Annotated in this window: 24 protein-coding genes and 1 pseudogene; 15 read left to right on the forward strand and 10 right to left on the reverse strand. The window is 70.4% G+C overall.

The genetic code is table 11. The features are described 5' to 3' along the window. The first annotated feature begins 225 nt into the window (after positions 1-225). The 6 genes from ACIBSV_RS11785 (at position 226) to ACIBSV_RS11810 (ending at position 3718) form a co-directional block, all read left to right on the forward strand. Positions 226-747: a helix-turn-helix transcriptional regulator gene (locus tag ACIBSV_RS11785; RefSeq protein WP_395861762.1), complete on the forward strand. Its 522-nt coding sequence runs from the start codon at positions 226-228 to the stop codon at positions 745-747. Next, positions 747-1412, forward strand: a complete 666-nt coding sequence (locus ACIBSV_RS11790) for a glyoxalase (protein WP_395861764.1) — start codon at positions 747-749, stop codon at positions 1410-1412. The genes ACIBSV_RS11785 and ACIBSV_RS11790 overlap by 1 nt, the downstream gene beginning before the upstream one ends. A 157-nt stretch (positions 1413-1569) precedes the next feature. Then, positions 1570-1983 (forward strand): VOC family protein, encoded by a 414-nt coding sequence (locus ACIBSV_RS11795; protein WP_395861766.1) that lies wholly within the window; start codon positions 1570-1572, stop codon positions 1981-1983. A 182-nt stretch (positions 1984-2165) separates the two neighbouring features. After that, the gene (locus tag ACIBSV_RS11800) at positions 2166-2606 is read left to right on the forward strand and encodes a YdeI/OmpD-associated family protein (RefSeq protein ID WP_395861768.1); all 441 of its coding nucleotides are present in this window, start codon (positions 2166-2168) and stop codon (positions 2604-2606) included. Between the two features lie 287 nt (positions 2607-2893). Next, positions 2894-3052 (forward strand): hypothetical protein, encoded by a 159-nt coding sequence (locus ACIBSV_RS11805; protein ID WP_395861770.1) that lies wholly within the window; start codon positions 2894-2896, stop codon positions 3050-3052. Positions 3053-3220: 168 nt separating this feature from the next. After that, complete coding sequence (locus tag ACIBSV_RS11810; RefSeq protein ID WP_395861772.1) at positions 3221-3718, forward strand: hypothetical protein; 498 nt, start codon at positions 3221-3223, stop codon at positions 3716-3718. Positions 3719-4128: 410 nt separating this feature from the next. On the opposite strand, the gene ACIBSV_RS11815 is transcribed toward ACIBSV_RS11810, so the two are convergent. The 8 genes from ACIBSV_RS11815 to ACIBSV_RS11850 all read right to left on the reverse strand — a co-directional run bounded on the left by ACIBSV_RS11815 (position 4129) and on the right by ACIBSV_RS11850 (position 16616). Next, entirely contained in the window at positions 4129-4449 is a 321-nt protein-coding gene (locus ACIBSV_RS11815; RefSeq protein ID WP_395861774.1) for a hypothetical protein, read from the reverse strand. Positions 4450-5068: 619 nt separating this feature from the next. After that, positions 5069-7129 carry a S9 family peptidase gene (locus ACIBSV_RS11820; RefSeq protein ID WP_395861776.1) on the reverse strand — a complete coding sequence of 687 codons (2061 nt, stop codon included), beginning with the start codon at positions 7127-7129 and terminating at the stop codon, positions 5069-5071. Between the two features lie 5 nt (positions 7130-7134). Then, the gene (locus ACIBSV_RS11825; protein WP_395861777.1) at positions 7135-8919 is read right to left on the reverse strand and encodes an N-acetylglutaminylglutamine amidotransferase; all 1785 of its coding nucleotides are present in this window, start codon (positions 8917-8919) and stop codon (positions 7135-7137) included. Next, positions 8907-10064 carry a glutamate--cysteine ligase gene (locus tag ACIBSV_RS11830; RefSeq protein WP_395861779.1) on the reverse strand — a complete coding sequence of 386 codons (1158 nt, stop codon included), beginning with the start codon at positions 10062-10064 and terminating at the stop codon, positions 8907-8909. The genes ACIBSV_RS11825 and ACIBSV_RS11830 overlap by 13 nt, the downstream gene beginning before the upstream one ends. A gap of 937 nt (positions 10065-11001) precedes the next feature. Continuing rightward, the gene (locus ACIBSV_RS11835) at positions 11002-11694 is read right to left on the reverse strand and encodes a response regulator (RefSeq protein ID WP_395861780.1); all 693 of its coding nucleotides are present in this window, start codon (positions 11692-11694) and stop codon (positions 11002-11004) included. Positions 11695-11747: 53 nt separating this feature from the next. Beyond that, a complete protein-coding gene (locus tag ACIBSV_RS11840) occupies positions 11748-12992 on the reverse strand; it encodes a sensor histidine kinase (protein WP_395861782.1) in 1245 nt (414 codons plus the stop codon). Positions 12993-13170: 178 nt separating this feature from the next. Further along, positions 13171-15402 carry an MMPL family transporter gene (locus tag ACIBSV_RS11845; RefSeq protein WP_395861783.1) on the reverse strand — a complete coding sequence of 744 codons (2232 nt, stop codon included), beginning with the start codon at positions 15400-15402 and terminating at the stop codon, positions 13171-13173. Positions 15403-16343: 941 nt separating this feature from the next. Further along, complete coding sequence (locus ACIBSV_RS11850; RefSeq protein ID WP_395861785.1) at positions 16344-16616, reverse strand: hypothetical protein; 273 nt, start codon at positions 16614-16616, stop codon at positions 16344-16346. Between the two features lie 518 nt (positions 16617-17134). On the opposite strand from ACIBSV_RS11850, the gene ACIBSV_RS11855 reads away from it, so the two are divergent. After that, positions 17135-17485: a DUF1876 domain-containing protein gene (locus ACIBSV_RS11855; RefSeq protein WP_395861786.1), complete on the forward strand. Its 351-nt coding sequence runs from the start codon at positions 17135-17137 to the stop codon at positions 17483-17485. 73 nt (positions 17486-17558) lie between these two features. Here ACIBSV_RS11855 and ACIBSV_RS11860 read toward each other — a convergent pair whose 3' ends face one another. Together ACIBSV_RS11860 and ACIBSV_RS11865 are read right to left on the reverse strand one after the other, a co-directional pair. Further along, positions 17559-19004, reverse strand: coding sequence for a phosphotransferase family protein (locus ACIBSV_RS11860; protein ID WP_395861845.1), 1446 nt, complete (start codon positions 19002-19004; stop codon positions 17559-17561). A gap of 276 nt (positions 19005-19280) precedes the next feature. Beyond that, positions 19281-19571, reverse strand: coding sequence for a hypothetical protein (locus ACIBSV_RS11865; protein WP_395861788.1), 291 nt, complete (start codon positions 19569-19571; stop codon positions 19281-19283). On the opposite strand from ACIBSV_RS11865, the gene ACIBSV_RS11870 reads away from it, so the two are divergent. The 8 genes and pseudogenes from ACIBSV_RS11870 to ACIBSV_RS11905 form a co-directional block, all read left to right on the forward strand. Then, positions 19564-20661 carry a serine hydrolase domain-containing protein gene (locus ACIBSV_RS11870; RefSeq protein WP_395861790.1) on the forward strand — a complete coding sequence of 366 codons (1098 nt, stop codon included), beginning with the start codon at positions 19564-19566 and terminating at the stop codon, positions 20659-20661. The two genes, ACIBSV_RS11865 and ACIBSV_RS11870, sit on opposite strands and share 8 nt — an antisense overlap. Before the next feature lie 26 nt (positions 20662-20687). Continuing rightward, positions 20688-21746, forward strand: a complete 1059-nt coding sequence (locus ACIBSV_RS11875; RefSeq protein ID WP_395861792.1) for a hypothetical protein — start codon at positions 20688-20690, stop codon at positions 21744-21746. 807 nt (positions 21747-22553) lie between these two features. Next, positions 22554-22835 (forward strand): hypothetical protein, encoded by a 282-nt coding sequence (locus ACIBSV_RS11880; protein ID WP_395861794.1) that lies wholly within the window; start codon positions 22554-22556, stop codon positions 22833-22835. Between the two features lie 4 nt (positions 22836-22839). Further along, complete coding sequence (locus ACIBSV_RS11885) at positions 22840-22989, forward strand: hypothetical protein (RefSeq protein WP_395861797.1); 150 nt, start codon at positions 22840-22842, stop codon at positions 22987-22989. Further along, on the forward strand, positions 22986-23129 hold the full coding sequence (locus ACIBSV_RS11890; protein ID WP_395861798.1) for a hypothetical protein: 144 nt from the start codon (positions 22986-22988) through the stop codon (positions 23127-23129). Before ACIBSV_RS11885 ends, ACIBSV_RS11890 begins: the two co-directional genes overlap by 4 nt. Before the next feature lie 413 nt (positions 23130-23542). Further along, positions 23543-24040 carry a GNAT family N-acetyltransferase gene (locus tag ACIBSV_RS11895; protein WP_395861801.1) on the forward strand — a complete coding sequence of 166 codons (498 nt, stop codon included), beginning with the start codon at positions 23543-23545 and terminating at the stop codon, positions 24038-24040. Positions 24041-24472: 432 nt separating this feature from the next. Beyond that, positions 24473-24859, forward strand: coding sequence for a hypothetical protein (locus ACIBSV_RS11900; protein WP_395861803.1), 387 nt, complete (start codon positions 24473-24475; stop codon positions 24857-24859). A gap of 98 nt (positions 24860-24957) precedes the next feature. After that, positions 24958-25171 (forward strand): annotated as a pseudogene (locus ACIBSV_RS11905) (NAD(P)H-dependent glycerol-3-phosphate dehydrogenase); the annotation flags it as partial. Between the last annotated feature and the right edge of the window lie 43 nt (positions 25172-25214).

The following is a 25214-nucleotide window of genomic DNA, read 5'->3' on the forward strand; positions in this document are numbered from 1 at the left end:
CTGCCCTGCCGGTCGCCCGTCGGGGCCGCGTGCGGGTCTCGTTGAATCGGTCATGAGCCCGGACTGCGTCGCGCCGCCGTTGGGCAGTCGTCCGACCGGCGGCCGGTAGGGTCCGGCGGGCCGGTCCACACCACCGAGCGTTCGGGGTGCCCCCCTCGGCGGGCACCCCGAACGCTCGAAGACGTCGATGGCAACGGGAAATGAAAGAACGAGGGGGAGGGTCTGATGTGTGAGCCTGAATGGCGGCGTGCGTGCGTCCAGGCGCAGCGCCTGGCCGATCTCGCGCGGTTGCGCCGCGTCCGCGATCGGATCGACAGGGAGTACGCGCAGCCGTTGAACGTGGAGGCGCTCGCCCGTGATGTGAACATGTCCGCCGGGCATCTGAGTCGGCAGTTCCGGGCCGCGTACGGTGAGTCGCCGTATTCGTATCTGATGACGCGTCGGATCGAGCGGGCGGCGGCGTTGCTGCGGCGGGGTGACGTCAGTGTGACCGAGGTCTGTTTCGCGGTGGGCTGTGCGTCGCTGGGGACGTTCACCACTCGTTTCACCGAGTTGGTGGGTATGCCGCCCGGGGCTTTTCGGCGTCGGGCGGCGGATGCGGCGGCCGACCCTGCCGATGCCGGGGGTGCGGTCGGTGACGGGGGGTCGGCGTTCGTGGTGGAGGGGATGCCGGCGTGTGTGGCGAAGCAGGTGGCGAGACCGGTCAGGAATCGAGAAGCCCCGGCCACCGCGCGGCCCCTAGCGTGATGGTCATGGCAATCACCGCTTCCCCCGCAGCCGACACGTCCCTGGCGTCCGTCACCCTCGAGGTGGCCGATCTCGAGGCCGCTCGCCGCTTCTACAGTGCGTTCGGTGTGGACTCGTACATTCGCCTGCGGGCGTCCGATGCGTACTCCACCGGGTTCCGCGGTTTCACCCTGGCGCTCACGGTGTCCGGGCCGTCCACCGTCGACGCGTTCGTCGGCGCGGCCGTGGACGCCGGCGCTGCGGTGCTGAAGCCCGCCGCGAAGTCGTTGTGGGGCTACAGCGGCGTCGTCGAGGCCCCGGACGGGACGATCTGGAAGATCGCGACCTCGGCGAGGAAGGACACCGGCCCCGCCACCCGCGAGGTCGACGACGTCGTCCTGCTGATCGGCGTCGAGGACGTCAAGGCCACCAGGCGGGACTACGTCGGCCGGGGCATGACCGTGGCCAAGAGCTTCGGCGGCAAGTACGTCCAGTTCACCCCCGGCGGGGCCGGTCCCCTCACGCTGGCGCTGTACAAGCGCCGTGCCCTCGCCAAGGACCTCGGTGTCCCCGCCGATGGCACCGGCTCGCACCGCATCGTCCTCGGCAGCACCGCCGACGCCTTCACCGATGCGGACGACTTCGCCTGGGAGGCCGCCGCGTCGCCCGCCCCCGCACGGTCCTGACCCCCGGCCCCCACCCCGGCCCGCTCGACACGCCTCCCGCCCGCTCGACCCGCCCCGTCGTGCCCATCGACCGGCGAACACGCGCCGCTGCGACGGCCGGGCCCCCAGCCCGGATGTCCGGCACGCGTCCATCCACCCTCTGTGCAAGGAGCATGTCATGAAGGCGCACGTCAGCTCGATCCTCCTCGGTGTCCGGGACATGGACCGGGCCAAGCGGTTCTACACCGAGGGCCTCGGCTGGAAGATCAGGAACGACTACGGCATCTCGGTGTTCTTCGACTCGGACGGCGCCTCGCCGGTCGGCTTCTACGGCCGCGAGGGTCTGGCCGACCAGGTGGGTACGGACCCGCAGGGCAGCGGCTTCAGCGGACTGGTCCTGACCTACGTCGTCCGCAGCCAGGAGAGGGTCGACGAGATCATGGCGGAGGCCGCAACGGCCGGGGCCACCATCCTCAAGCCCGCCGGCGACCTGCCCTGGGGTGGATACGGCGGCACCTTCGCCGACCCCGACGGCTACGTCTGGAGCCTGGGCTACAGCGCCGAGGGAACCGACCAGCCCTACGCGGAATAGCCGCGATCTGTTGCCTCACAGCCGTCCGGGACGGCGCGGCGCGTGCCGCAGCCGTCCCGAGTACGGCGATGGTGGTCCCGGTGTGGGAAGTGGGAGCGGCCATCGGAGTCGGGCGGGCCGGATCCGCGGTGGGCCGGCAGAACTACGTCCGCAGGGGGCGGCAGAACAACAGGAGAAGGATCATGAAGTTTCGCACCCTCGTCGAGCCACCCGAGCCCATGCGGGGCCTGGAAGTTCCGCCCGGGGTGGTAGCGGCGCTGGGCGGGGGTGTGCGGCCGCCGGTGACGATCACGGTCAACGGGGATTCCTGGAAGAGCCGGGTCGCCATCCTGCGAGGCCGCCACCTGCCGGTCCCGAGCAACGCCAACCGGCAGGCCGCCGGTGTCGCGATCGGCGAGGAGGCCGAGGTCGAGGTCGAGTTGGAGCCCGACGCCGAGCCGCGCGTCGTCGTCGCGCACGCGGACTTCACCCGGGCCCTGGCCGACGACCCGGTCGCCCGCGCCGCGTACGACAACCTCGCGTACAGCCACAAGCGCGAGCATGTGCGCGCCATCGAGAGCGCGAAGAAGCCCGAGACGCGCCGTCGGCGCATCGAGAAGGCCATCGTTACTCTGCGGGGCTGAAACCCGAGAAGCGAGCTTGCGCCGGACTTGGCCGCCGTCATCAGGCCGGTCAACGGCACTTTCGTCGCCGGCGACACCGCTTGGTGGGACGGGGCGCCGTCTGCGCGTCGGATTCGAAGAGGTTCGGGTCCTGGTCCTCGGACCTCATGATCGACCGAGTACCACGCCCGCTACGGAGGCAACGGCGTGATGATCTGCTTCGCGTGCGATTATCCGGCCGGCCCCGGCCCGCGCCGCCAATCCACGGCAGGCCCCAGGTCGTCGAGAGCCGGAACAGCGCGAACGCTGTGCTCCACCACGGCTGGGACGGCGCCCTGACCGGACGGGGCAAGGAGCACGCCGAGACGTCGGTGCCGGCCCTGGATCCGCTCCGGTGCGCGCTCGCGCGCGTCGACAACCTGTTGGTGCAGCAGGTCGCGGCCGAACCGGCCGGGCGAAAAAGCTGAGCGACGAGGAGCGCGGCGCGACCCCGCCGCGCTGTCCCGGTCCAACGTCAACCCGTACGGAACCTTCCGCCTCGACACGGACAAGCGCCTCGCCCCGGGGCGGACCGCCGCCGTGCCCCGACCCCGAACCCCGGCAGACACCGACGTCCGATCGCGTACGGAGACACGATGCAGCACTTCCAGCACCTCACCGACCCCCGGATGAACGAGGCCGCGTGGCGGGCACTCGACCTGATGCGCGCCTACGCAGCCCGCGACCGCGCCGCGATCATCGAGCACCTCGCGAACCTGGAGCCGGACCAACTGGAGTACGCCGCGGGCGTGCTCATCACGATGTACAACGACACCCGCCAGGTCTTGAACGACACCGAGCGCCCGTGCAACCCGGCGACCGTGCGGCGGGAGGTCGAGGCGGTGGCTTGCCTCGCACCGGCCGAGCACGAGTTCGCCGTCGCCGTCACCGCCCTGCGCCTGGCCAACGGCGAAGTGAAGATGCAGGAGGTCGCGAACACGACGGAGATCCGCGACCGCATCCACACCGTGGCCGTCTACAGCCTCGCCCTCCAACTCGCTGTGTTCAGCCGCAAGGGAGTCCAGCGTTCGCTCGACGAGGCCGCGCGAATGAACGAGGCGATCGGCGGTCCACGGCCGTACAGCGTCGCGTAACGCGCTCGCTGCCACGCAGCGAGGCGGAGCGCACGAGAGCGCCACCGGGCATGGAAAAAGCGGGATGGCCCGCCTTCAACAACCGGTGTTACAGGACCCCTCGTGTCCGGTGGCGCCTCGGGACCCGGACTCGTCCGCTCGCGGCACTGTAAGCCGCCGGGTGCTCGCCGCCGATGTGAGCTTCTCCCGGGCGAAGCAGGGCAATGGGTGGTCGTCGTACTGCAACGGCCCTCGATGCCCGGACTTTCCGGCTACGGAGTCGGTGGAGGAACTGTTCGCCTGTGACGGCGTCCGCGCTCGGCGGGATGCGTCCTGATGCTCCGGCCGGCGTGCGGCCGGAGCGGGTCCGGAGCGGTTCCGATCAGGCGTAGTCGGTGATCCACCCGCTGCAGGTCGCACGGGTGCTGCCCTCACGGGGGTGTGCGGACGCTCGCGGGAATCGTGCTGCCCGGCGCGAGCCCGGATACGGCCGGGCCGACCCCGGTGGCCCACCGCAGACCCGCACCCGTGGCCATGCCTTTGTCCGTGGCCGTCGAGGAGGTCCGTTCCGGTGACGCCTGGGCGGTGGACGCGGGCGGTGGGGGCGGCCACGCGCCGGTGTTCCCCGGGTCGGCCGCCACGTCCGGACGGTGCGGGTCGCCTCTTTCGGCGCGGCGCCTGCCTTGATCGGCGTGGGTGGGGTTGCTGAGCGGGTCGGCCAGAAGCACGAGGTCGCTGACCGGTAGTGTCATCGCCGCCTCGCGCAGGGCGTCTTCAAGAAGGTCACCGCCGACGACCCGTGGGGTTACGGACGCTTCCTTGAGTGGGCGACATTTTGCCCACCCCGCCACACAAGTCACGGACATGCCTCGGACCGGTTCCGAAGTTCCGCCTTCGACCGGCACCACCCGGGATCACCATCCTGGACCACGAGACTCAACGCGGAACCGAGTGCGTCCTCGACGTCAACACCGACACGATGGGAAGTAGCGGAACCCACGAGCTCCGGCGTCGGGAAGCCGATATCGCATCCCACCCGCTGGGGCTCGCCTCGGCGACAGTGGGCAGGACGAGTGGCCACATGAGGCTGAGCGCCCCGTCGGGATGGCTTCTCCGGCACCGCCGGCTAGAGGTGGATCCCGGTGCGATTCGGGAGCGGTGCGTGGCGCCGTTTTGACGGATGCATGCGCCCGTTGGGTCCGCGCCGAGTCCGGGCCGGGAGGTCATGGATTCCGACGGCTACGACGACGGCTACGAGAGTGTCGTCGATTCGCGCTCAGTGCCGCAGTCTCCTGAAGTCATTGGTTCAGTGATCAGGATTGTCCACGCCGGTTCCCGCGACCTTTCCTCACGTGACGTTCCGGGTGGCGTTCAGGCCGTCAGGTGGCGCGACATCCAGTGTTCGATGGCGTTGCCCGCGCGCACGCGGCTGTCCGTGTGCAGGAACTCGTGGCCCTCGTCGGGGAGGAGCAGGATCCGTGCAGGGATGCCGCGTTCGCGCGCCGCACGCACGATCCGACGGGATTCGTCCGCCGGGACGTTGGTGTCGTGTTCGCCGTGAACGGCGAGAAAGGGCACGCGCAGGGCGTCGAGGCGGTTCATCGGGGACAGTTCCCGCAGGAGCTCTCGGTCGTGTCGCGGGTGACCGTACTTGACGGCGGCCGAGCGAGCGAGCCACGGCTCGGTGCCTGCGAAGAAGGTCGTCAGATCCGACATGCCGCAGATCGCGATGCCGGTGCGAAACAGTTCCGGATACCAGGTCAGGGCGGCGAAGGTGAGGTATCCGCCGTACGAGTGACCCATCACCGCAAGCCGGTTGGGGTCCGCCCATCCGGCCAGGACGATGTGTGCCGCGCAGTCGGCGACATCGTCGAAGGCGCGGAATCGTCCGCGGCCGAGGTCGGCGTCGACGAAGCGGCGGCCCGCTCCGGCGGAACCTCGCACGTTCGGCGTGAACACGTCGATGCCGCGGGCGAGCAGGCGATGATGCAGGGGGTCGAAGACGGGCCGCGCCTCCTCTTCGGGACCGCCGTGGAGCGACACCACGCACGGCGCGGCGCCGGCCTCGTCGCGGTCCGGGGCGCGGTAGTACCAGCCGGTGGAGGAGAGACCGTCCCGGGAGCGCACCCGCACCGGTTGGGGCACGACCGGCGCCGTGCCGTGCCCCGTGACGTCGGCACCGCGCGAGGACCACGGAGTGCGGGTGGGGCCGACCGCCTCGGCGCGAAGCCGCCACACGCCGGGGCGGCGCCGCGATCCGGAGAGCGCGATCCACCAACCGTCGGTGCCGGCCGGTGCCAGTCGGGTGATCACTTCGTGCGGCAGGGGCAGGGTGCGAAGGCGCGTGACGGCCCCCGATCGTCGCAGCGTGACGATCTCGGCTTCGCTGCGGCCACCCTCGTTCCAGGACAGTGCAGCCGTCCGGCCGTCGTTGGAGACCGACAGCAACTCCAGGTCGGCGTCCTCGCGTGCGGCGGCGACGTGCGTACGGGCGAGCGAACCGGTGGCGGTGAGTTCGACGCGGAGCAAAGCCGCGAACTCCCGGTCGGCGTCGCTGCGCAGCCACAGGGTGCGGCCGTCGGGGGCGAACCGGCCGATCCACGGGTCTCCGTCCGCCGAACGCAGGACGCACACCGATTCGGCGCGGGACGTGGACACGATCGCCGCTTCGCGCCGCCCGCGCGGCCCGCGGCGCAGCAGGGCCAGGCGTCCGTCGGGCGACACGTCGCATACGCGCAGGGTCGCCGCGTTCTGCTCGGCGGTGATCAGGGTCGGCGAGCGGACGCCGTCGGGGTCCACGAGGTAGGCGGTCGACAGGCTTTCACCCGCTTGTTCTCCTGCCCCCCGCTCGGCGGCGGGAGCCCGGATCAGCCGACCGGGCGCCGGTCGTGCGCCGGTGCGGCGGGCACCGGGGGACGTGGCCGGTGACGAGGCGGCCGAGGCCGCCCGGGTGTCGGCGGTGGCGGATTCGGTGGTGACCGCTACCGCCTTTCCGTCGCGTGTCCAACATCCCAGGTAGGCGGAGCCGCCGGCGGGCGCGTCGGCGAGCACCCGGCGACCCGACCCGTCCGGGCGTACGCACAGCACGCGCGTGCGTCCACCTCCGCCGGTGGTCGCGGTGTACGCGATCCACCGTCCGTCCGGCGACCACGACACTTCGTTCACCGGGTCAAAGCCGGTGTCGAGCAGGTGCGGCTCGTCGGTGTCGGCGGCCGCGGTCCACACCTGGGGCACCCCGGCCCGATCGCACACGAACGCCACGTGTTCGCCGGTCTGGTCACCTGACGGGCCGCCGCAGGCGTGCGCCCGCGTCCACCGGTGAGCGGTGTCGCGTGCCCCGACCGCGTCGGGCAACGCCATGGCGACGGGCGCGTGCCCGGCAAGCCGGTCGCCGCCCCGCTCGCCTGGGCGGGGCCGGTGCGGGTCGCGCATCGTGTTCACTCGATTCCGTGGGTCTGGAGCCACATCTCCAACAGGGCCACCTGCCACAGCGTGTTCGCTCCGCGACGGGCGCGATGGGTGTCGGGCGCGGTCAGCAGCTCGGCTACGAATTCGGGACGGAAGATGCCGCGTTCGACGGCCTGGGGCGAGGACAGCGCGTCGCGTACCCGCGCGAGCACGGGGCCCGCCATGTGGGTGATGGCGGGGAGTGGGAAGTAGCCCTTGGGCCGGTCGACGACCTCGACCGGGAGAACGCGGCGCCCGGCGTCCTTGAGGATGCCCTTGCCGCCTTGGGCAAGCTTGAGTTCGGGCGGACAGGCTGCGGCGAGCTCCACAAATTCGTGGTCGAGGAAGGGGACGCGTGCTTCCAGGCCCCAGTCGGCGGTCATGTTGTCGACGCGCTTGACCGGGTCGTCGACCATCATGACGTGCGTGTCCAGGCGCAGGGCCGCGTCGAGTGCGGTCTCCGCGCCCGGTGTGGCCATGTGGGTGGTGACGAGTTCGGTGGAGACGTCGTGGTTGGCCATCATGTGCGGTTGCACCATGTGGGACAGGTCGGCGTGTGATCGGTCGAAGTAGACGTCGGCGTACGTCTGCGGTTCGTGGTCACGCGGTACGGCGGCGAGGTCGGGGTACCAGCGGTAGCCCGCGAGGATCTCGTCGGCACCCTGCCCGCTCTGCACCACCTTGACATATTTGGCGACCTGTTCGGAGAGCAGGTGGAACGCGACGACGTCGTGGCTGACCATCGGTTCGCTCATGGCGGCGATGGCGCCGTCCAGGGCGGCGGACAAGCGGTCGGACGGGACGAGCAGTTGGTGGTGATCGGTGTCGAAGTGCTGGGCGACGAGGTCGGAGTAGTGGAATTCGTCGCCGTTTTGACCTCCCTCGGATTCGAAGCCGACGCTGAAGGTGGCCAGGTTTTCCTGGCCGGCTTCGGCGAGGAGCGCGACGATCAGGCTGGAGTCCAGGCCGCCGGACAACAGGACGCCGACCTGCACGTCGGCCACGGTGCGTCGTCGTACGGCCGTTCGCAGCGAGTCCAGGAGAACGTCGCGCCAGTCGGCGGCGCTCATGCCGGCGTGCTCGGCGCGGCGGGTGTAGTCCGGTTGCCAGTAGCGGTGGTCGCGATACTCGCCGTCGGGCTCGACGACGCGGATCGTGGCGGGGGCGAGCTTGCGCACACCCGTCAGGATGGTGTGCGGCGTTGCCACGGTGGCGTGCAGGCTCAGGTATTGGTGTAGGGCGACAGGATCGATCGAGGTGTCGACGCCGCCGGCGGCGAGCAGTGCGGGCAGGGACGAGGCGAATCGCAAGCGACCGGGCTCCTGGGCCAGGTAGAGCGGTTTGATGCCCAGGCGGTCGCGGGCCAGCACGAGGCGACCGCTCGCGTGCTCGGCGATCGCGAACGCGAACATGCCGTACAGATGCTCGACACAATCGGTGCCCCATTCGCGATACGCCTTGAGGACCACCTCGGTGTCGGAGGTGGAGAAGAAGCGGTGGCCCAAACCGCGCAACCGGTCCCGCAGTTCGCGGTAGTTGTAGATACAGCCGTTGAACACGCCGGTCAGGCCCGTCTCCGGGTCGGTCATCGGTTGCGCGCCGCGTTCGGACAGGTCGATCACCCGGAGGCGGCGGTGGCCGAGTGCGATCGCGGCCTGGCACCACATGCCGCGGCCGTCGGGGCCGCGTGGTGCCAGGCGGTCGGTCATGCGCTGGACGCCGGCGAGGTCGGGTCTGGTGCCGTCGAATCGTATCTCGCCGCTCAGGCCGCACATTGCTTGTCTCCTCGGTTCGTGGTCGCTCGGGTTCCGGGTCGCGGGTGTGTGGTCGGAGGGCGGTCACCGCGGGTGAGGGCGATCAAATCGCCGACGGCGTCGGCCCAACGCTCGCGGGGCGCGTAGCGCCGCAGCCGATGGGCCTCACTGCCGCGGGCGAGTTGTTCGTGGGCCAGAAGGTGCACGGTCGTCCAGTCGCTCAGGGCTTCCAGACGGGGCCGCAGTCGGGTCAGCATGCTGTGTACGACATCGGAGGCGGACGCCGGTTCGTGGGTGAGCGGATCGATCAGCGCACCTTCGAGTCCGGAGCGGGCCGCGCGCCAGGTTGCCGCGCGCAGCCATTCGGTGCGGGCGATCGGCCAGTCGGTGCGGTCCTCGCGAACCGCCTCGCACGCGTCGACGACGAGGGCGCGAAACAGGCCCGCGACCAGGACGACGGTCTCCACGCGTGGGCAGGAGTCGGTGATGCGCAGTTCCAGGGTGCGCTGCCGAGCGGACGGCCGGACGTCGTAATAGACCATGCCGGGATCGCTGATGACCCCGGACCGGACGAGATCCGCGATGGCTTCGTCGTATGCGGCGGCCGACGCGAAGTGGCCGATGGGTCCCGCCGTGGGCCAGCGCTGCCACAACAGCGTGCGCCAACTGGCGTATCCGGTGTCGGCGCCGAGCCAGAACGGCGAACTGGCCGTGAGCGCGAGCAGCACCGGAAGCCACGGTGACACGAGCGCCGCCGCCCGCACGGCCGTGTCCCGGTCGGGCACGTCGACATGGACCTGGGCCCCGCAGATGAGTTGCTCGTCGGCGACGAGCCGATAGTCCCGGGCCATGTCGGTGTACCGGCGCTCGTCGGTGGCCTGGATGTCCTCGACGCGGGCCTGCGGCACTGTGCCGGCGGCCACGACGGCCAGACCGAGGGCGTCGGCCGCGTCGGCGAGGGTGCGACGGGTTTCGCTGAGGTCGCGGTGCAGCGCGTCCAGCGTCGGATGGACGGCGCTGTTCGTCTCGATGACGGACCGCCGGAACTCCTGGGTGTAGGTGTCGCTCGACAACTTCCCCAGTAGGGCGGGCGCCTCCGGCACCAGGCTTCGATTGTCGGCTCCGACGATATGGAATTCTTCTTCGACTCCCAACGAAACACGCACCAGAAGCTCCTTGCCATCAATAACCGGCACGATTCACCGCAGTCGTGTCCGCATAAACCCTGCGGGTCCGCGCGCGCCGGGCTCGCGTTGCGCGATTCGTGGTGGGCGCCTGCTGCCCGCATCCGACGGAAACAAGCCTCCTGCTCGCACGCCAGTCGTGTGACCTGCACCGCAGCACCGGGCGGGCCGCAGGGCGAGGTGCTCCTCGGCTCGGTGACGAAGCGCGTGGGCCTCACCCGAATGGGGGATGGCCGATCGGAGGGTGCCGGGCCATGCGACGGGAGGTGCTTCGTTCACGGGCTGCGACGCGCATAGGGCGCGAGGTGGAAGCACCGTGGCTCATTCGTGGGTGAGATTTGGTTGGGCCACCGGTGGTTTGCAGTTCGGGGGATTCAGGTGCAGGCCGTGCCCTGCTCCAACCGAGTTCATCAGCGCCTGTGACTGGGGTGGTTGGGTGCGTTCGACCGGATGCCGAGAGTGTCACGTCGGGCAGGTGTCGATGAGCGCCGGACCCCCGGCGAATCCGAACCCGTCATCCGCCAGGGTCGTCGCTGCGCTGGGTCCAGCCCAGGATTCCCAGCAGTGCCCGCACGGCTCGATCACGGGCGCGTTCAGGTCGTAGCCCAACCCTCGCAGGTGGGGTGGGTCAGGGTGACGACGGCGCGGCCGAGGTAGCCGACCAGCGTCATGCCGGTCCAGAACCCGGCGTCCACGGCCCCGTATTCGGCCTCTGCCCGGGCAAGACGGCGCGCGGGCGACACGTTGGGTCGCCGTGCGCGTGAGTGACCGGCGCCTGGATCCGGGTGGCGCGGGGGCTGCCGCCTGGCCCGGTCGCCGCGGGGACGGCCGGGGGCAGGGGTGGTGTGGGCAGTCGGTGCGGCGGCAGGGGGCGGTGGGGCCGCCATGGATGGCCTCCATGGCGGGGCTCGATCTCCGCTCAAGGCGTCCTGGAGGCGTCCGGCCTGGTCCAGCCGGGCCTGATGAGTCCGGACTCGTACGCGGCGACGACCAGTTGGGGTCGGTCCCGGGCGCCGAGCTTGGCCAGAATCCGGCTCACGTGGGTCTTCACGGTGAGCGGGCTGACCACCAGACTCTCGGCGATCTCCTGGTTGGACAGACCACCCGCGACGAGGCCCAGAACCTCGCGCTCGCGGTCGGTGAGGACGGCCAGATCGCTCTGATGGGCCGCGTGGTCGGGGCGGCTGAGCAACTGGTTGATCACGAAGGCGGTGGCAGAGGAGGAGAGCAGTGCCTCGCCCTGCGCCACCGTCCGGATGGCGACGAGGAGTTCGGCCGGTCTGGTGTCCTTGGCGAGAAAACCGTTCGCGCCGGCCCGGAGGGCCTCCAGAACGTTCTCCGTGGTCTCGAAGGTGGTGAGCACCAGCACCCGGACGCCCGCCAGATCCTCGTCGGCGGCGATCAGGCGGGTGGCCTGGATGCCGTCCATCTCGGGCATGCGCAGATCCATCAGGACGACGTCCGCCCTGTTGGCACGGGCGAGTTCGACGGCCTCTCGCCCGTTGGACGCCTCACCGACCACGGTCATGCCGTCCGCGGTGTCGACCAGCAACGCAAGCGCGCCGCGGACCAGTACCTGGTCGTCGGCGAGTACCACTCGTATGGTGTCCATGCCGTGCCTCTCCTCGGTTGTTGGGCGCCCGGCCGATGGCGGGCGTCGGTGCGTCATTCGGCGGCAGGCGATCCGACCTGCGGCATGGCCGCCGCCGGTCGGTACCGCTCGTGGTCGGGCAGGGGCAAAACGGCCACCACCTCGAATCCGCCATCGGGTCGGTCGGCCGCGGTGAGCCGCCCCCCGACGCTGTGCGCCCGCTCGGTCATGCCCAACAGGCCGAAGCCCGCGCCCGCGTCCGCCCGCCGGCGGACGCGGCCCACCCCGTCGTCCCGGACGCTCACGTCGACCTGCCCGTGGCCGTACTCGATCCGGACCAGCACTCTACGGGCCCTGGCGTGCTTGACGACGTTGGTCAGCGCCTCCTGGATGATCCGAAAGGCCGTCACGTCGTGTCCGGCCGGCAGCGGCGGGGCCGATCCCACGATGTCCACGTCGATCCGGGCGCCGGTGGCCGTTACCATGTCGGCCAGCTCCCCGAGCCGGGCCAGCCCCGGCAACGGCCCGTGGGAGGCCGGGCCGTGCCCGCGCAGTACGGCGAGCGTGGCCCGCAGGTCGGCGACGCCGGAGCGGGAGATCTCGGTGATGGTGTCCATGGTGCTGCGCAGCAGTGTGCGTGTCCGCGCGTCCAACTCGGCGTCTTGGCCCAGCAGATGGGCGGCTACGGAGGCCTGCACGTTGATCGCGGCAATGCTGTGGGCAAGCACGTCGTGCAAGTCGCGCGCGATCCGTATGCGCTCCTCACCGAGCAGCCGCTCGGCCTCCTCGGCCCGGTGGACCTCCTCGCGGGCGTGTCGTTCGGCCACTTCCGCCCGGTAGGCCTGCTGGTAGCGGACGGCTTCGCCCAGCGCGAGCGCCAGCACCACCATCATCGCCGCGTCGAGTACGTCCGAGAAGTGCATCTGGGGTTCGGTGCCGACCAGCATGACCTGCACCAGGACGGCGACCACGGCACCGACCTTCACCGAGCGGCGCCGCTCACCCACCGCGGCCACGGTGTAGAGCGCGATCAGTATCGCGACCACCGGTGGTTCGTCCGCGTAGCCGCGCAGTTGGAAGACCGCCACGCAGGCGAGATTGACCACCAGGACGGGCAACGGGAACCGCCGGCGGACCGCCAGTGCCCCGGTCATCAGCCCGACCACGACGAGCGCGAGCACGTCGGGCCCGCGGGTTGCGCCGGCCGCGCCATCGGACAGTGCGAGGGCGGTGACCGCGTAGGCGAGCAGTACCGCGGCCACGGCGATGTCGCGCAGCCGGAAGGCTGTGCGCAGCAGACCGGTCCAGTCGGTGGTCATCTTCTCTTCCGTCCGTCGGCGGGTCCGGTTGCTCGGCGCACGCGGGTGGTGTGGTGCTCTCGGTGGTGCGGATGGTGCGGTGGTGGGGCCTTCGGGACAGGGGCCGGCACGTTCGGGCGATCGAAGGCGATCGAGGGCGGCACCGGAGTACGCCCTCGACCGCCTTTTCGATTCCGGATCAGTTCCGGAGCTGCCGTTCCCGGCCGATCGGGGCGGACGCCTGCCCGTCGGTGTCCGCGGGGTCCGTACGCCGACCGAGGGCGCTCGGCCACCACAGGCTCGAGCCGAGCCGGAGGCCGACGGCCGGGACCAGGATCGAACGGACCAGCAGAGTGTCCACCAGGACGCCGAAGGCGACCAGGAAGCCCAGTTCGACCATGGGCACCAACGGCAGGGTGGCAAGCACGGCGAAGGTCGCGGCGAGCACCACGCCCGCCGAGGTGATCACACCTCCGGTCGAGGAGAGGCTGCCCAGGATGCCCCGGCGGGTGCCGTGCAGGAGGGACTCCTCGCGGGCGCGGTGCATCAGGAAGATGTTGTAGTCGACGCCGAGGGCGACCAGGAAGAGGAATCCCAACAGGGGAAGGCCGGGGTCGATGCCCTTGAAGCCGAAGACGTGCTCGAACACCAGCGTGGAGGCGCCGATCGCGGCGGCGAAGGAGACCACGACGGTGAGGATCAGTACCACAGGCGCCACGACGGCTCGTAGCAGCGCGCCGAGGATCAGGGTGATGACCACCAGCACCAGCGGAATGACGATCTTCTCGTCGCGGGCCGATGTCGTCGCGGTGTCCAGGTTCTGCGCGCTCGGACCACCGACGGCCGCCGCCGGGTCGACCCTGTCGACCGCCGCGCGCAGAGCCTTGATGGTCCGCCGCTCGGCCGGGCTGTCGGGAGCGTCCTGGGGGAAGACGGTGATCTCGGCATGCTCGGCGCCGGAACGCCCGGGAACGACCTGGCTGACGCCCTTGACGCCCTGGGCCGCCTCGAGCACGGCGTCCTTCTTGACGGTCGGTGCGATGACGGTGATCGGCCGGCCGCCGATGTCCGGGAAATGCCGGGTGACCAGGGTGAAACCGCTGACGGAGTCGGGCGTCTTGACGAACTGGTCCTGGCTGCGCAGGGGGCCGGGTCCGCCGAGCAGGCCGAGCGCGAGCGCGCCGAGGACGACGACCGAGCCGACGGCGGCGAGGCCCTTGTGGCGGGCGATCCATGCGCCCAACCTGTCCCAGCGGGCCTGCCCGGCAACGGCGCCGGTGACGCCGGCGGCCAGTACCTTGGGCACTCTCGGCCAGAACACCCAGCGCCCGAGCACCAGCAGCAGGGCGGGGAACAGGGTCAACATGGCGGTCAGTGCGCAGGCGATGCCGACGGCGCCGACCGGACCCAGGCCGCTGGTGCTGTTGAGGTCGGCGGCAAGCAGGCACAGCAGGCCGGCCGCGACGGTGCCCGCGGAGGCGATGATGGCAGGGCCGGCGCTGCGCAGCGCGACCAGCATGGCCCGGCCGGTGTCGGCCTCGGCTTGGAGGACTTCCCGGTAGCGGGCGACGATGAGCAGCGCGTAGTCGGTACCGACGCCGAAGACCAGGATCACCAGGACGGCCGCGCTCTGTTCGTTGACGACCACGCCGAAGTTCTTGGCGAGCAGATGGACGGCGGCCATCGAGATCAGCGTGGCGCAGCCGACGGCGAGTAGCGGGAGCAGCCACAGCACCGGGCTCCGGTAGATGAGGATGAGCAGGACGGTCACCACGATCACGGTGGTGATCATCAGCTTTTCGTCGATGCCGTCGAAGACCGCGTCGACGTCGCCCTCGATGGCGCCCGGGCCGGTGACCTTGGTCTCCAGGCCGGCCGGCCGGTCCTCCAGAAGCTTGCGCAGCGCGGGCAGGTACTCGGGAGGCTGCCCGGACGCCGTGCCCACCGAGTGGGCGAACAGCAGGGCCTTGCCGTCCCCGGAGCCCTGGACCCGACCGGACGAACCGTCACCCTCACCGGTGGTCTTGTCGCCGTCGGCGCCGAGGGTCTGCGCGCCGTTCCCACCGGCCGGGGTGCCCGGAGCACTGTCGGTGGGTGGGCCGGGGTACTTCCGATCGAGGACGGCAAGGTGACGCTCGGCCGTGGCGCGGTCCTCGGCGGTGATCCCCGCAGCCCGGTGGTAGACCACGACGAAGTCGTTGACCCCGCCGCCGGGGAGCTTGTCCTCCAGCGCGGCGACCGTGGTGGACTCGGCCCCGGAAGGCAGATAGTCGATGACCTTGTCGGACTTGACCTTGTCCAGGCCGGTCGCGAACTGTGCCAGTACGGCGACCGCGGCCACCCACAGGCCTATGACCGCCCACGGGATCACTCGGCCGATCGCCCGGCCACCGCCCACACGGCTCGCAGGCTGTTTCTTCCCTCGCGCCATGAAAACCCAACTCTCCTGTGCGACAACCTGCTTGATGATCGAAACGCCCGGACTCGCGGTTCGGGCGGGGCCGCGCTGCCGGGCCGGGCACCAGATTCCCGGAATCGGGGTCGGTGGATCGTCGGCCCCGGGATGGCACCTGGCCGTACTCCCCGGGAACTACGACGAGGCGCGTGGTACAGCCGGGTCAGTACGGCCGATCGGTAGCGGTGCGAGCGGGGAGCCGTGGGAAACGGGTGACTTTATGTCTTTCGTCGAGCGCGAGAGGACGCGTTGAAGCCCGCGGTGATAGCGGGTGGGCCGGTGCCGGTTGCTGCTGATCCCGCCGGAGTCGCGTGGTGCGGGTTCGGGTGGTGCGAGGCGGTCCGGACCGGACCGGCGAAGCCGATGCGTGGGAGGTGCTCGCTCCGTATGTGGCAACGGGGCGGTGGACGGCCGTTGTTGCTGCGGTCGAGTTGCTGGAGGGCTGGGGTCGCATTGACGAGGCCCTCGCCCTGCTCCGCCCCCGGCAGATCATCTCGGTCAACGGCCGAGACCAGCTCGCCGACCTGGTTGGCCCGGTGTCGGTTTCGGCGAGGGCGGCGGTCTCCGCGGGGTGGAGTCGTTCGAGGACGCCGATGACGGCGTCGCGCGGGGTGTGTGGGTTCACCGCGAGTCGGGCCAGGGCTGCGACCCGGCCGCCCTGGTCCCAGCCGAGTTCGGGCCCGGGTCCTCGACCGGGTCCGCTGTATCGGTCGTCCCAGGCTCGGACGACGATGGTGGGTTGGGGAAGGCGGGCGAGCCGCTCGCACAGCGCGGTCAACTCGCGGGGTTTGTCGCCGACCACGGCGAGGTCCTGCGCGAGCCGCTCGACGCCGTGGTCGGACAGGTTTCGCGCACTCGCCGCCGCTTCCTCGTCGGCGCCCACCCGCGCGCCGATGGGGCGACCCGCCGTCGCACCCCTACCGCCGATCGACGTGGTCGCGTCCCTCGGCGGGCCGCCGCCAGGCTGGCCGGGTGGCCCCGGCGTAGGGTCGCTCGGATCGAGGGGCGCCGGATCGGCTGCGCACCGGCCGCGGGGCGCTGGTCCGTGGTGGGGTCGGGGCGTCGATGTCGGCCCAGACGGTCTTGCCGGCTCGGTGTGCCCGGACGCCCCAGCCGGTGGTGACCGTGTCGAGGATGTGCAGGCCGAAGCCGCCCTCGTGGTCGGGGCCGGTGTCGCGGCGCGTCGGCATGCGGTGACGGTGTCGGTGACGGACGGCCGTACGCCGCGTCGGGGCCGGCGCAGGGCCAGTCGTACCTCTCCGTCGGTGTGCCAGGTGCGCGTTGGTCAGCAGTTCCGAGACGACCAGGACGACCGCCGCGACACGGTCCTCGTCCCAGCCCCAGCCGGCGAGCGTGCTCGGCCCCGCGTTTCGTGCCCGCTGCGAGGCACCGGTCTGCCGTGGCACGCGCCACCGCACACAGGGTCCACGAGGGCGAAGCGTGATCTACCTCTTCGGTGGACGGGAGGGTCGCGGGTGCCCTTCGGCGCGATATCGGTGCCGGATCCCGGGATTCCGACGGCCGAAAGCGTGCCACCGGGCGGACGGGCAGACGGTGATCCTCGACTCCGGCTGTGGCCTGCCCGCTTGTGCGCCCGCAGACCTGCCCCACCATCCGGATTCCCATCCCGACTGTCCGAGTGGATCGGCGGCTCGGCGTACCACCGAGCGGTGGCAGCCCACGCCAGCGCGGTGGACTCTCGAGTCATATGCCGATCTGGACGGAGGCGGACGTCATGGCCACCACCAGGCACTGGACCGTGGACATTTACCTGAGCGAGAAGGCCGTCGACGACCCCGACGGTGGTGGAACGGCAATGACGCATGCGGAGGCGCGGCTGCGCACCGACGACACCACCGGACCGGGGGGCCGTGGCGCCGCCCGCAAACACCCCGCCGACCCGGATGTCCCGGAGATCGGCGACGAACTCGCCGCGGCACGGGCCCTGTCGGACCTCGCCCACCAACTGCTCCACGCGGCTGCCGAGGACATCGAGGCGGTCATCGGAAAGTCCACGGCGGGGCAGCCGGCGGCGAGTTGGGTCGACCCCGCGCGGTGAACCGGATCCCCCGAGGGGCCCGCCGCGCCGCGCCCACGGCGGGGAGAAGTTCCACCGGCAGGTAGGTAGGTGTTCACACTTCGCGTGAGCGCCGCACGACTGATGACTTCTCGCTGTCCCGCTTCATCTCGGTCACATGAGGCGGCATCGACGCGGGGCCTTGGACGGGCGTTTGACGACGCTGCTGCCGAGTCTGGACGGCGGGCTGCATCCCGGTGACAGCGATGAAGGCGGCGTTGGGTGGAATCGCGCGTTCCAAGCGGTGCTGGACCCAGCGCCCCACGTCCGCGGTTTCGCCGGCGTACGTGAGAACCGCACCGATCAGAGGCTTCAGTATGCTGGTACTTCGGGCGATGACCTGGTCGAGCGACGCTCGATGGTGGACGGCGGTACCCCGCACGGCGTGGTCGGCATTCGGAAGCACCACCGACGCCTGGGAAGCCCCGTACGCCGCCGTGGCGATGGGCAAGTCTCGGTCGACATCGGCGGATACGGATTTCCCGACTTCGGCCTTCCAAGCGTCCGACAGACTCCGCATCTCGCTCGGCGTGCAGCCGAATTTCACTGCCGCAAGAGCCAGATCCTGGATTGGATCACCCTCGCTCAAGCCCTGGAAGTCCAGCAGTTTGATGCCCGTCGGGCGAACACCCGCGGAGTCGAACTGCACAAGCACATTGCCGTAATGGAGGTCATTGTGCAGAATCCCCGGTCTGCGCCTCGTGAACGCCCGCGCGTCGTCACGCAGTTGACTGAACAAGGAGGTGGTCATCCCGAACTCGGCGAGCCGCGGATCGTTCGAGGGGTACCGTACCGCCCGGACATGGGCAGCCCGATCGAGCACCGAGACCACCGAGTCCACGCGCCCATGTCGACGTACCTCCGCCGGTACGCGAAGCGTGGTCAAGTCCGCGAGGGCGCGCGGCAAGTTGTTCAATATCGTGGCACGCGCCAAGGCGTCGACTCGCGTTCCGTCGTTGCTTGCGGCATGTGAACCGGAGATATATGACGTGACGATCAGACGTTCGTCCTCGTGGTGGAGCAGCCGAGCCGTCAGCCCTGGGTACTGAGCGTTCACCAGGCGCAGCGCGTTCGGGGTGGAGAGAATCTCGAAGGGTGCGAGCACCGGTCCACGGGGCTCGTGGTACTCGGCGCGGACCTGTGCGACAACCGGACCGATCGAGGTCATCCCGACAATGCCGGCGCTTTGGGCGCCGCGCCCGAGACGCAAGCCGTCCAGGAAAATTCCTCGCCGACTCACGCGTCGGTACGCAGCGTCCTTGACGCTCGACGGCAGCGTCGAGCGGTCCAGTAGTTGCGTGAAGAACGTCGACGCGTCCGCTCCCCGGTCGAGTCCCGGCGACCAGCGCGTCCGCGCCTGATCGATCTGCCGGTGTATCGACTCGATGTCGGCCTCCGACAACGCACTGTGCCATGCAACGGTCGTTGTGCCGGTGTGCGCACCCGACCGCTCTCCCGCGCTGCCGCCCCGACCGGTCCCGGCCGTCTGATCACCTGCCATCGTGGTCACCGAACCCATGCGCGGGTGCGACGTGGGCGCGCAGGCCCCGGAGGCACAATGGCACCCGCCGGCGCGGTGCGCGCGGTGTGCGCGGTGCGCGCGGTGTGCGCGACGACAGCATGGTGGGCCGAGGGCAGAGCGGAAACCGGGTAACCCGGGCTCTCACATTGGCTGGATCGACGGGCTGCACGGCGTGAGATGCTCCGATCTGGACTCCGCGGTCGCCCGCCCGGACCGGCGTGTCGGCGGCCCATTCGCACGAACCAGCAGAGCAGATTAGCGGGGGAGCCCCAACAACGCCACCAGGTCCGGGCCCTCCGCATTCGGCTTCACCTCGGGATCGGTCACCGCGGTCTCGACGATCTTGTTCAGCGCACACGGCACCAACGAACTGCCCGCCGTGGTGCGGAAGACCGGCGCGATTCGATTCTCGCGCGCCGTCACGGTGACGGACCGCCTGATCCGCGCGTCCCGGTCGCCGATGATCTCCTGACGCAGCACCGTGGTGTGGGCGCCGGGCGCGAACCGCCCGTCCTCGGGCGCGGCGCCGGTGTCCGGGATGGACATGTACGCCGCCTACCGCGCGCACGTGGAGCGTGCCGGGTCGCCGGGATCCGCGAGCACCGCTCCTCCATCGGCGTCACTGGCCACCGGTTCGAGTTTCGGGAGCGTGTCCCGCGCGGGGTCCTCGGTCGCCGTGGCCGGTGGATCGCCGACGCGTGCCCAGGCCTGCGGGACCGCCGCGGGGGAGCGGCACACGGCAACCGCGGGCGTCGTCGCCCCCGAATGCGGCGACGCCCCACCCACCGAACACACCGTCTACGACGCCGCGTCGCTCACCAAGGTCGTCGCCACCTGGCCGCTGATCGGCCGCGCCCTCGACACCGGACTCCTCGACCTCGATACCCCGGTACGCGCCTACCTGCCCCCGATCACCGGCGACGCCCCCGGCGCCGGCGCCACCATCCGCCGACTCCTGACCCACACCAGCGGACTGCGCGCGGAAACACGCCTCGACCGCTATCGCAGCAACCCCGCCCCACTCGCCGAACTCCTGTGCCGCGAACCCCTGGAAGAACTCCCGGGCCGCCACCGCTACCTCAACCGGGGCTTCATCCTCCTCGGCCTGGCCCTCGCCCACATTCATCGGCGACCCCTGCACGAACTCGCCGCCGAACTGTGGACCGACCTCGGCATGACCGACACCACCTACGGACCCGTCACCCGGAGCCCACACGTCGCACCCACCGAACAGCGCCTCACCGGGGCACCCCGGATCTGGGGCGGCGTCCACGACGACAACGCCGCGCTCCTCGGCGGCATCGCCGGCCACGCCGGCGTCTTCACCACAGCGGCAGACCTCGCCGGCTACGCCGAACACCTCCTCGACCCCGAACACCCACTCCACGCCTGGCTCACCGCCTCCAGCACCCCCCAGGCACCGGTCGAACCCGGCCTCGATCGAGGACTCGCGTGGCTCATCGCGGACGACGGCGACGTCGTCTACCACCACGGGTGGACCGGCACGAGCCTGTACCTCGCCCCCACCACCGGCCGCTACATCGCCATCTGCACCAACGCCGTCTACCACGGCCCGCCCAGCCCCCGCCTCGCCCCACTGCGCACCCTCGCCCGCAAGACCCTCACCACCACCTGACCCCTTCACCACCTCGGAGGCTCACCATGGGTGACCTTCTCGCCGACCACACCACTCTGCGCCTCGGCGGCCCCGCCGACCGTCTCCGCATCCACACCGACCCCACCGCCTGGCCCGACCTCGCCGCCGAACTCCCCGACCACCCCTGGGTCCTGGGCGGCGGCAGCAACGTCCTGGCGCCCGACACCGGCCACCGGGGCACCGTCGTGGTCATGGCCACCCGGCACGCAGAGCCACATCTGCGGCGACCTCGCCGCGTCCCGGCGCGACGGCCACGAGAGCCTCGCGCATTTCGGGAAATCGGCGACGAGTGGGGGCAGCTCCAGGCGATGGGGATGCTCGGCAGACTCGCGGAGGTCGCGGGTGACTACTCCGAGGCAAGCCGGTGGCATCGCGAAGGGCTGCGGATCGCCGAAACCCTCGGCCTTTGGATCGACGCGTCGACCCGATGGTCCGAACTCGGCAGAATCGCCCTGCTGACGCAGAACTACGCACTGGCCGAGCAGTATCACGAACGTGGCCGACTGCTCGCCCTCGAACAGGGCGACAAACCGGCCCAGGAATTCGCCGAAGTGGGGCCGGCGCTGGGAGCTCGGCGGCAGGGGCGACTCGACGACGCGGAAAAGTATCTGCGGACCCGGTTGGAATGGAACCACCGATTCGACGCCGACAACGGCACAGCCCTGCTTCCGGCCGAACTCGGCTTCGTCGCCGAACTGCGCGGGCACGCCGAGACGGCCATGAAGTTGCACAGCGAAGGCCTGGAAGCAGCCGGCCGCACGGGTGATCCGCGAGCCGTGGCCCTGGCCTTGGAGGGGCTCGCGGGCGCGTCGGCACTCGTCGGCAGACACGGGCACGCAGCGCGGCTCCCTGGGGCGGCCACCGAAACCCGGGCTTCGGTGAGGGCACCATTGCCACCCGGAGAGCGCGGCGACATCGACAGGATCTCGGCCGCCACCCGGGCGGCCCTGGGGGACACCCATTTCGCCGCGGCGTTCACTCGAGGCGCCAACCAAATCCGAAACGAACACGACTTGTATCCGATTGTGGACAATCCGTGGGATTCATCGTCCGGGCAGTCCTGATCCGGTGGATCGTCTGTGGTGACGCGAGGACAACCGACCGATACGGAGCGGGAATTCGTCGGGCCGTACCTGCCGATCGGTGCGTACCGTCCGTATCCCGCCCGGCTGCGGCTGCGGTTCGGGGTGAGGTGGCGGCGCCGCGCCTCCCGCTCGGCGTGGGCCACGACGTAGGAGCGGATCGGGAGCCTCCACCTCGCGGTTACGGACCGCCAACACCAACTCCAACAACCCGGCGCTGGTCCACCCGCGCAGGAAAACCCAACACCACCCACATCGGCCTGAACACCACCCACCGTGATCCGGCTGCGGACAGGCGCGGCGCGCATCGGGAACCGCACGCACTTGGGCCGGGTGCGCTCGCACGCGTCATCGGTCGGTGCGCACCAACCCGCAGACCTTCGCACGGGCAGCCCGAGCATGCCCGGGTCGATCGCGGGCAGTCGTCCGCCGGGAGCCGCATCCGGCGGCGCCGTTTGCACGACTGACGAGTGAGGTCACGCCATGCCGCCCCTCCACTTGGCCGCCGACGACCCCACTCCCTTCTGGCCGGTGGGAGCGATCATCCTCACCGTCATCACGGTCATCAGCTTGTCGATCGGGATCTGGCGAATTCGCAGGATGAAACAGGGAAAGCGGTACTAACCGCCATGCCTGGACCGACCCGTGAGGTGGCCAAGGCCCTGCTCTTCGAGGCTGTCGCCGTCAACACCCCCGCCCTTCCCGCCCACCGGGCGGGCACCGCACCGCGACCCTCCCCGGCGCCCGGCACCCGGCGCCAGGGCGGGCACGCGGGCCTACGGGATCCACGTGGACTTCGTGAGCGGCTCCTCCGGCCACCTGGCAGTCGACGGAGTCCGGTCGCTGGACGAGGAGATCGGCCGTTCCGCACACGACTTGTCGCCCGAGGGCCATTGGCTCTATCGCTTCTGGGACCGGGGGCTCGAACCCGGGATGTGGCCGGCCTGCGAACTCGCGTACGCGGCCTTCATGGGCGGCGTCACCATCGATGAGGCCGCCCAGGTGACGGGACCGCCGAACCGCTGGGTCGAAATCCCTTTGGAAAGTCCCCTATTGGAGCAGCGATCGTGAAGTGGTGGTTGCCGAGGATGTGTCGTCTCGGCTGCGTTGTGTGGGTGCGGTGTTCCGGCCTGGGGTGCGGCACGGATCGAACCGCCTGGGCCCCACCGCGCTGCGCGCGATCGAAACCGCCGCCGACGCCGCCGGCCAACCCGCCCGCGCGTGACGGACCTCGACGGGGAATCGGTGCTGACCGGCGACATGACGATCCTGGCCACGAACGGCCTACTGCACGAGGACTTCCTGGAGTTGGCCGCCGGTCTGGCACACAGGCGTGACGTACGGGACCTCGACGTCGGGGAATGATCGGACCGCACGAGCGAGGACCAACCAGGCCCATGTCGAGGATCTCGTAGACGTCGCGGAGCGGTTCGTTGTGTCGGCTCGGCGGCGAGCGGGAGCACGCGGGCGCGTGGACCTGTCGAGCGCCGCTGTCGACGAGAGGATGTTGCCCGGCCCGGAAGCCCGCGCGGGGAATCAGGTATCCGGGTCTCCCTCGGCGGTGACGCGAGGGTAAAAGGGCGCCTGCTATAATCCTGTCATCAGCCTTTCGGGCTCGGGTGCACATCCGGCCGAGAGGCTTTTTTGTGTCCTGACCCGCCTCGTTCTTCGAGCCGGTGTTCCCGCCCGCATGGGTGTCCATGTTTCGCGCCGCCGCGTGCCGACAGTTTTGGCATGCGGTGCCGACAGCCTTGTTCTTCGTCGCGCAAAGGAGTGTCATGCCCGAGGTATCCGTGCGCCGTGCGGACGATGCCGACCGTTTCGTGATGGAACGTCTCTGGCTGTTCTTCCGCCATGACTTGTCCGAGTTCGACGGCAGGTTTCCCGACTCGGACGGGACGTTTCGCAGCGAACGGCTCCGGGCGTCCTTCGAGGACATCGACTGGGCGCCGTACCTACTGACGAGTGGCGAACACCCCGTCGGTCTCGCCCTCGTCCGCGGCCTGACCGGCCCCACGCGCGTGCTCAACAGCTTCTTCGTGGTGCGTGGGGCGCGGGGATCCGGGATCGGGATGCGTGCCGTTCGGGAGGTGGTCGCCAGGCACCCGGGCCCGTGGGAAGTCGCCTTCCAGGACGCCAACATCGCCGCCGTGCGCTTCTGGCGCCGTGTCGCGACCGGGATCGCCGGCGACGCGTGGACGGAGGATCGCAGGCCGGTCCCCGGGCGGCCCGACCTGCCACCCGACGTATGGGTCTCATTCGACGTGTGCGCGTAAGGGTGCGCCCGGACCCTTACGGCGCCGCGCATACCGCGCTCTTCGGCGAGCTCGCGTTCGGGTGGGAGTATCCGACGGTGATCGACGCGGTCGGGCACATGTCCGCCGACGCCACAGCACGCCGCGTTGACCCCGGACCGCGAGGCCCGGCGGGCGAGCCTCCGAACGCGAACTCGAGCGCATCGTCGCCGCCGGCTTGCAGGAGGCGTACATTCAGGATGGTGGAACCCGTGCCGACGACCTGTCGGCCGTCGAAGTCACAGACGTGGACCATGTTCTCTTCGCCCTGCGCCGCGAGTGACACCGGTGTGACTGAGCGCTTGAGTTGGCGGATGAGCACTTCAGTTGGCGGGGTTCGCCAGATCAAGTGCTCGAAGTCCGTGTCACAGGTGTCGGGGGAGCGGCCGGTGGTTTCGGCCAGGGGTGTCCGTCGTGCGCGGCGTCCACGGGGCGTCCCGCTTGTGGATAGTCGTGGTATTCGTCCTGGACCAGTCCTTCGTTGACCCACCGGCCGCGAACGGCACCGGTGAGGTTCTCGGCGGTCCTCAGCGCGTCGAGAGGCTCGTCGGATGTGGCGAGCACGAGCCCGAAGTGCTCTTCGCCGTCCTCGCCGTGGAACGACGGGAACTCCGCCGGATCACAAAAGCTCTCGTGGCCGACGTCCTCACACGCGTGAAGGATGATCTCGTATCGATACCGGACGGGCCGGATCTCGACGTAGTGGATGCCCAAACGGTCGGCGGCTCGAACCGGACCGAGGAACTGCTCGACGGGCCGGCCGCGGCGCAAAGCACCGCAGGCGAAGGATCTGCCAGGTAGCGCATGGCGGAGAGGGTAGAAGGCGTGGCGGACAGATGGGCCAGGCCGTTCGCCGGCTGAAGCGCTCATCCGCCAAATCACGATGACAACCGGCTTGCGCGCCGGCGGTGCACATTGCCTCCGGCATGGCCCCCGGCCACGACGCCACCGCGATGCTCGTCACCCGCGGACTCGCCGAGATCACCCGCCTCGCCGTCGATATGGGCGCCCACTCCCGCCGGACTCGCCGGCCTGGGCGACCTGGTCGCCACCTGTTCCTCGCCCCTGTCGCGTAACCGGACCTTCGGCCACCACCTCGCCGACTGGTGTACGTGGGATCCGGCGGAGAGCGTCGGGGCCGCCCTACACCTCCTGG

The sequence above is a fragment of the Embleya sp. NPDC050154 genome, assembly GCF_044460165.1.
GTDB lineage: Bacteria > Actinomycetota > Actinomycetes > Streptomycetales > Streptomycetaceae > Embleya.

What these genes read in the sequence shown, in the direction of transcription:
- ACIBSV_RS11810 (WP_395861772.1), top strand. Translation starts at nt 3,221, where the DNA reads ATGCAGCACTTCCAGCACCTCACCGACCCCCGGATGAACGAGGCCGCG.
- ACIBSV_RS11870 (WP_395861790.1), top strand. Translation starts at nt 19,564, where the DNA reads ATGGACATGTACGCCGCCTACCGCGCGCACGTGGAGCGTGCCGGGTCG.
- ACIBSV_RS11860 (WP_395861845.1), bottom strand. Translation starts at nt 19,004, where the DNA reads ATGGCAGGTGATCAGACGGCCGGGACCGGTCGGGGCGGCAGCGCGGGA.
- ACIBSV_RS11835 (WP_395861780.1), bottom strand. Translation starts at nt 11,694, where the DNA reads ATGGACACCATACGAGTGGTACTCGCCGACGACCAGGTACTGGTCCGC.
- ACIBSV_RS11855 (WP_395861786.1), top strand. Translation starts at nt 17,135, where the DNA reads ATGCCGATCTGGACGGAGGCGGACGTCATGGCCACCACCAGGCACTGG.
- ACIBSV_RS11840 (WP_395861782.1), bottom strand. Translation starts at nt 12,992, where the DNA reads ATGACCACCGACTGGACCGGTCTGCTGCGCACAGCCTTCCGGCTGCGC.
- ACIBSV_RS11795 (WP_395861766.1), top strand. Translation starts at nt 1,570, where the DNA reads ATGAAGGCGCACGTCAGCTCGATCCTCCTCGGTGTCCGGGACATGGAC.
- ACIBSV_RS11875 (WP_395861792.1), top strand. Translation starts at nt 20,688, where the DNA reads ATGGGTGACCTTCTCGCCGACCACACCACTCTGCGCCTCGGCGGCCCC.
- ACIBSV_RS11825 (WP_395861777.1), bottom strand. Translation starts at nt 8,919, where the DNA reads ATGTGCGGCCTGAGCGGCGAGATACGATTCGACGGCACCAGACCCGAC.
- ACIBSV_RS11815 (WP_395861774.1), bottom strand. Translation starts at nt 4,449, where the DNA reads ATGACACTACCGGTCAGCGACCTCGTGCTTCTGGCCGACCCGCTCAGC.
- ACIBSV_RS11865 (WP_395861788.1), bottom strand. Translation starts at nt 19,571, where the DNA reads ATGTCCATCCCGGACACCGGCGCCGCGCCCGAGGACGGGCGGTTCGCG.
- ACIBSV_RS11790 (WP_395861764.1), top strand. Translation starts at nt 747, where the DNA reads ATGGTCATGGCAATCACCGCTTCCCCCGCAGCCGACACGTCCCTGGCG.
- ACIBSV_RS11785 (WP_395861762.1), top strand. Translation starts at nt 226, where the DNA reads ATGTGTGAGCCTGAATGGCGGCGTGCGTGCGTCCAGGCGCAGCGCCTG.
- ACIBSV_RS11820 (WP_395861776.1), bottom strand. Translation starts at nt 7,129, where the DNA reads ATGCGCGACCCGCACCGGCCCCGCCCAGGCGAGCGGGGCGGCGACCGG.
- ACIBSV_RS11850 (WP_395861785.1), bottom strand. Translation starts at nt 16,616, where the DNA reads ATGCCGACGCGCCGCGACACCGGCCCCGACCACGAGGGCGGCTTCGGC.
- ACIBSV_RS11845 (WP_395861783.1), bottom strand. Translation starts at nt 15,402, where the DNA reads ATGGCGCGAGGGAAGAAACAGCCTGCGAGCCGTGTGGGCGGTGGCCGG.
- ACIBSV_RS11895 (WP_395861801.1), top strand. Translation starts at nt 23,543, where the DNA reads ATGCCCGAGGTATCCGTGCGCCGTGCGGACGATGCCGACCGTTTCGTG.
- ACIBSV_RS11800 (WP_395861768.1), top strand. Translation starts at nt 2,166, where the DNA reads ATGAAGTTTCGCACCCTCGTCGAGCCACCCGAGCCCATGCGGGGCCTG.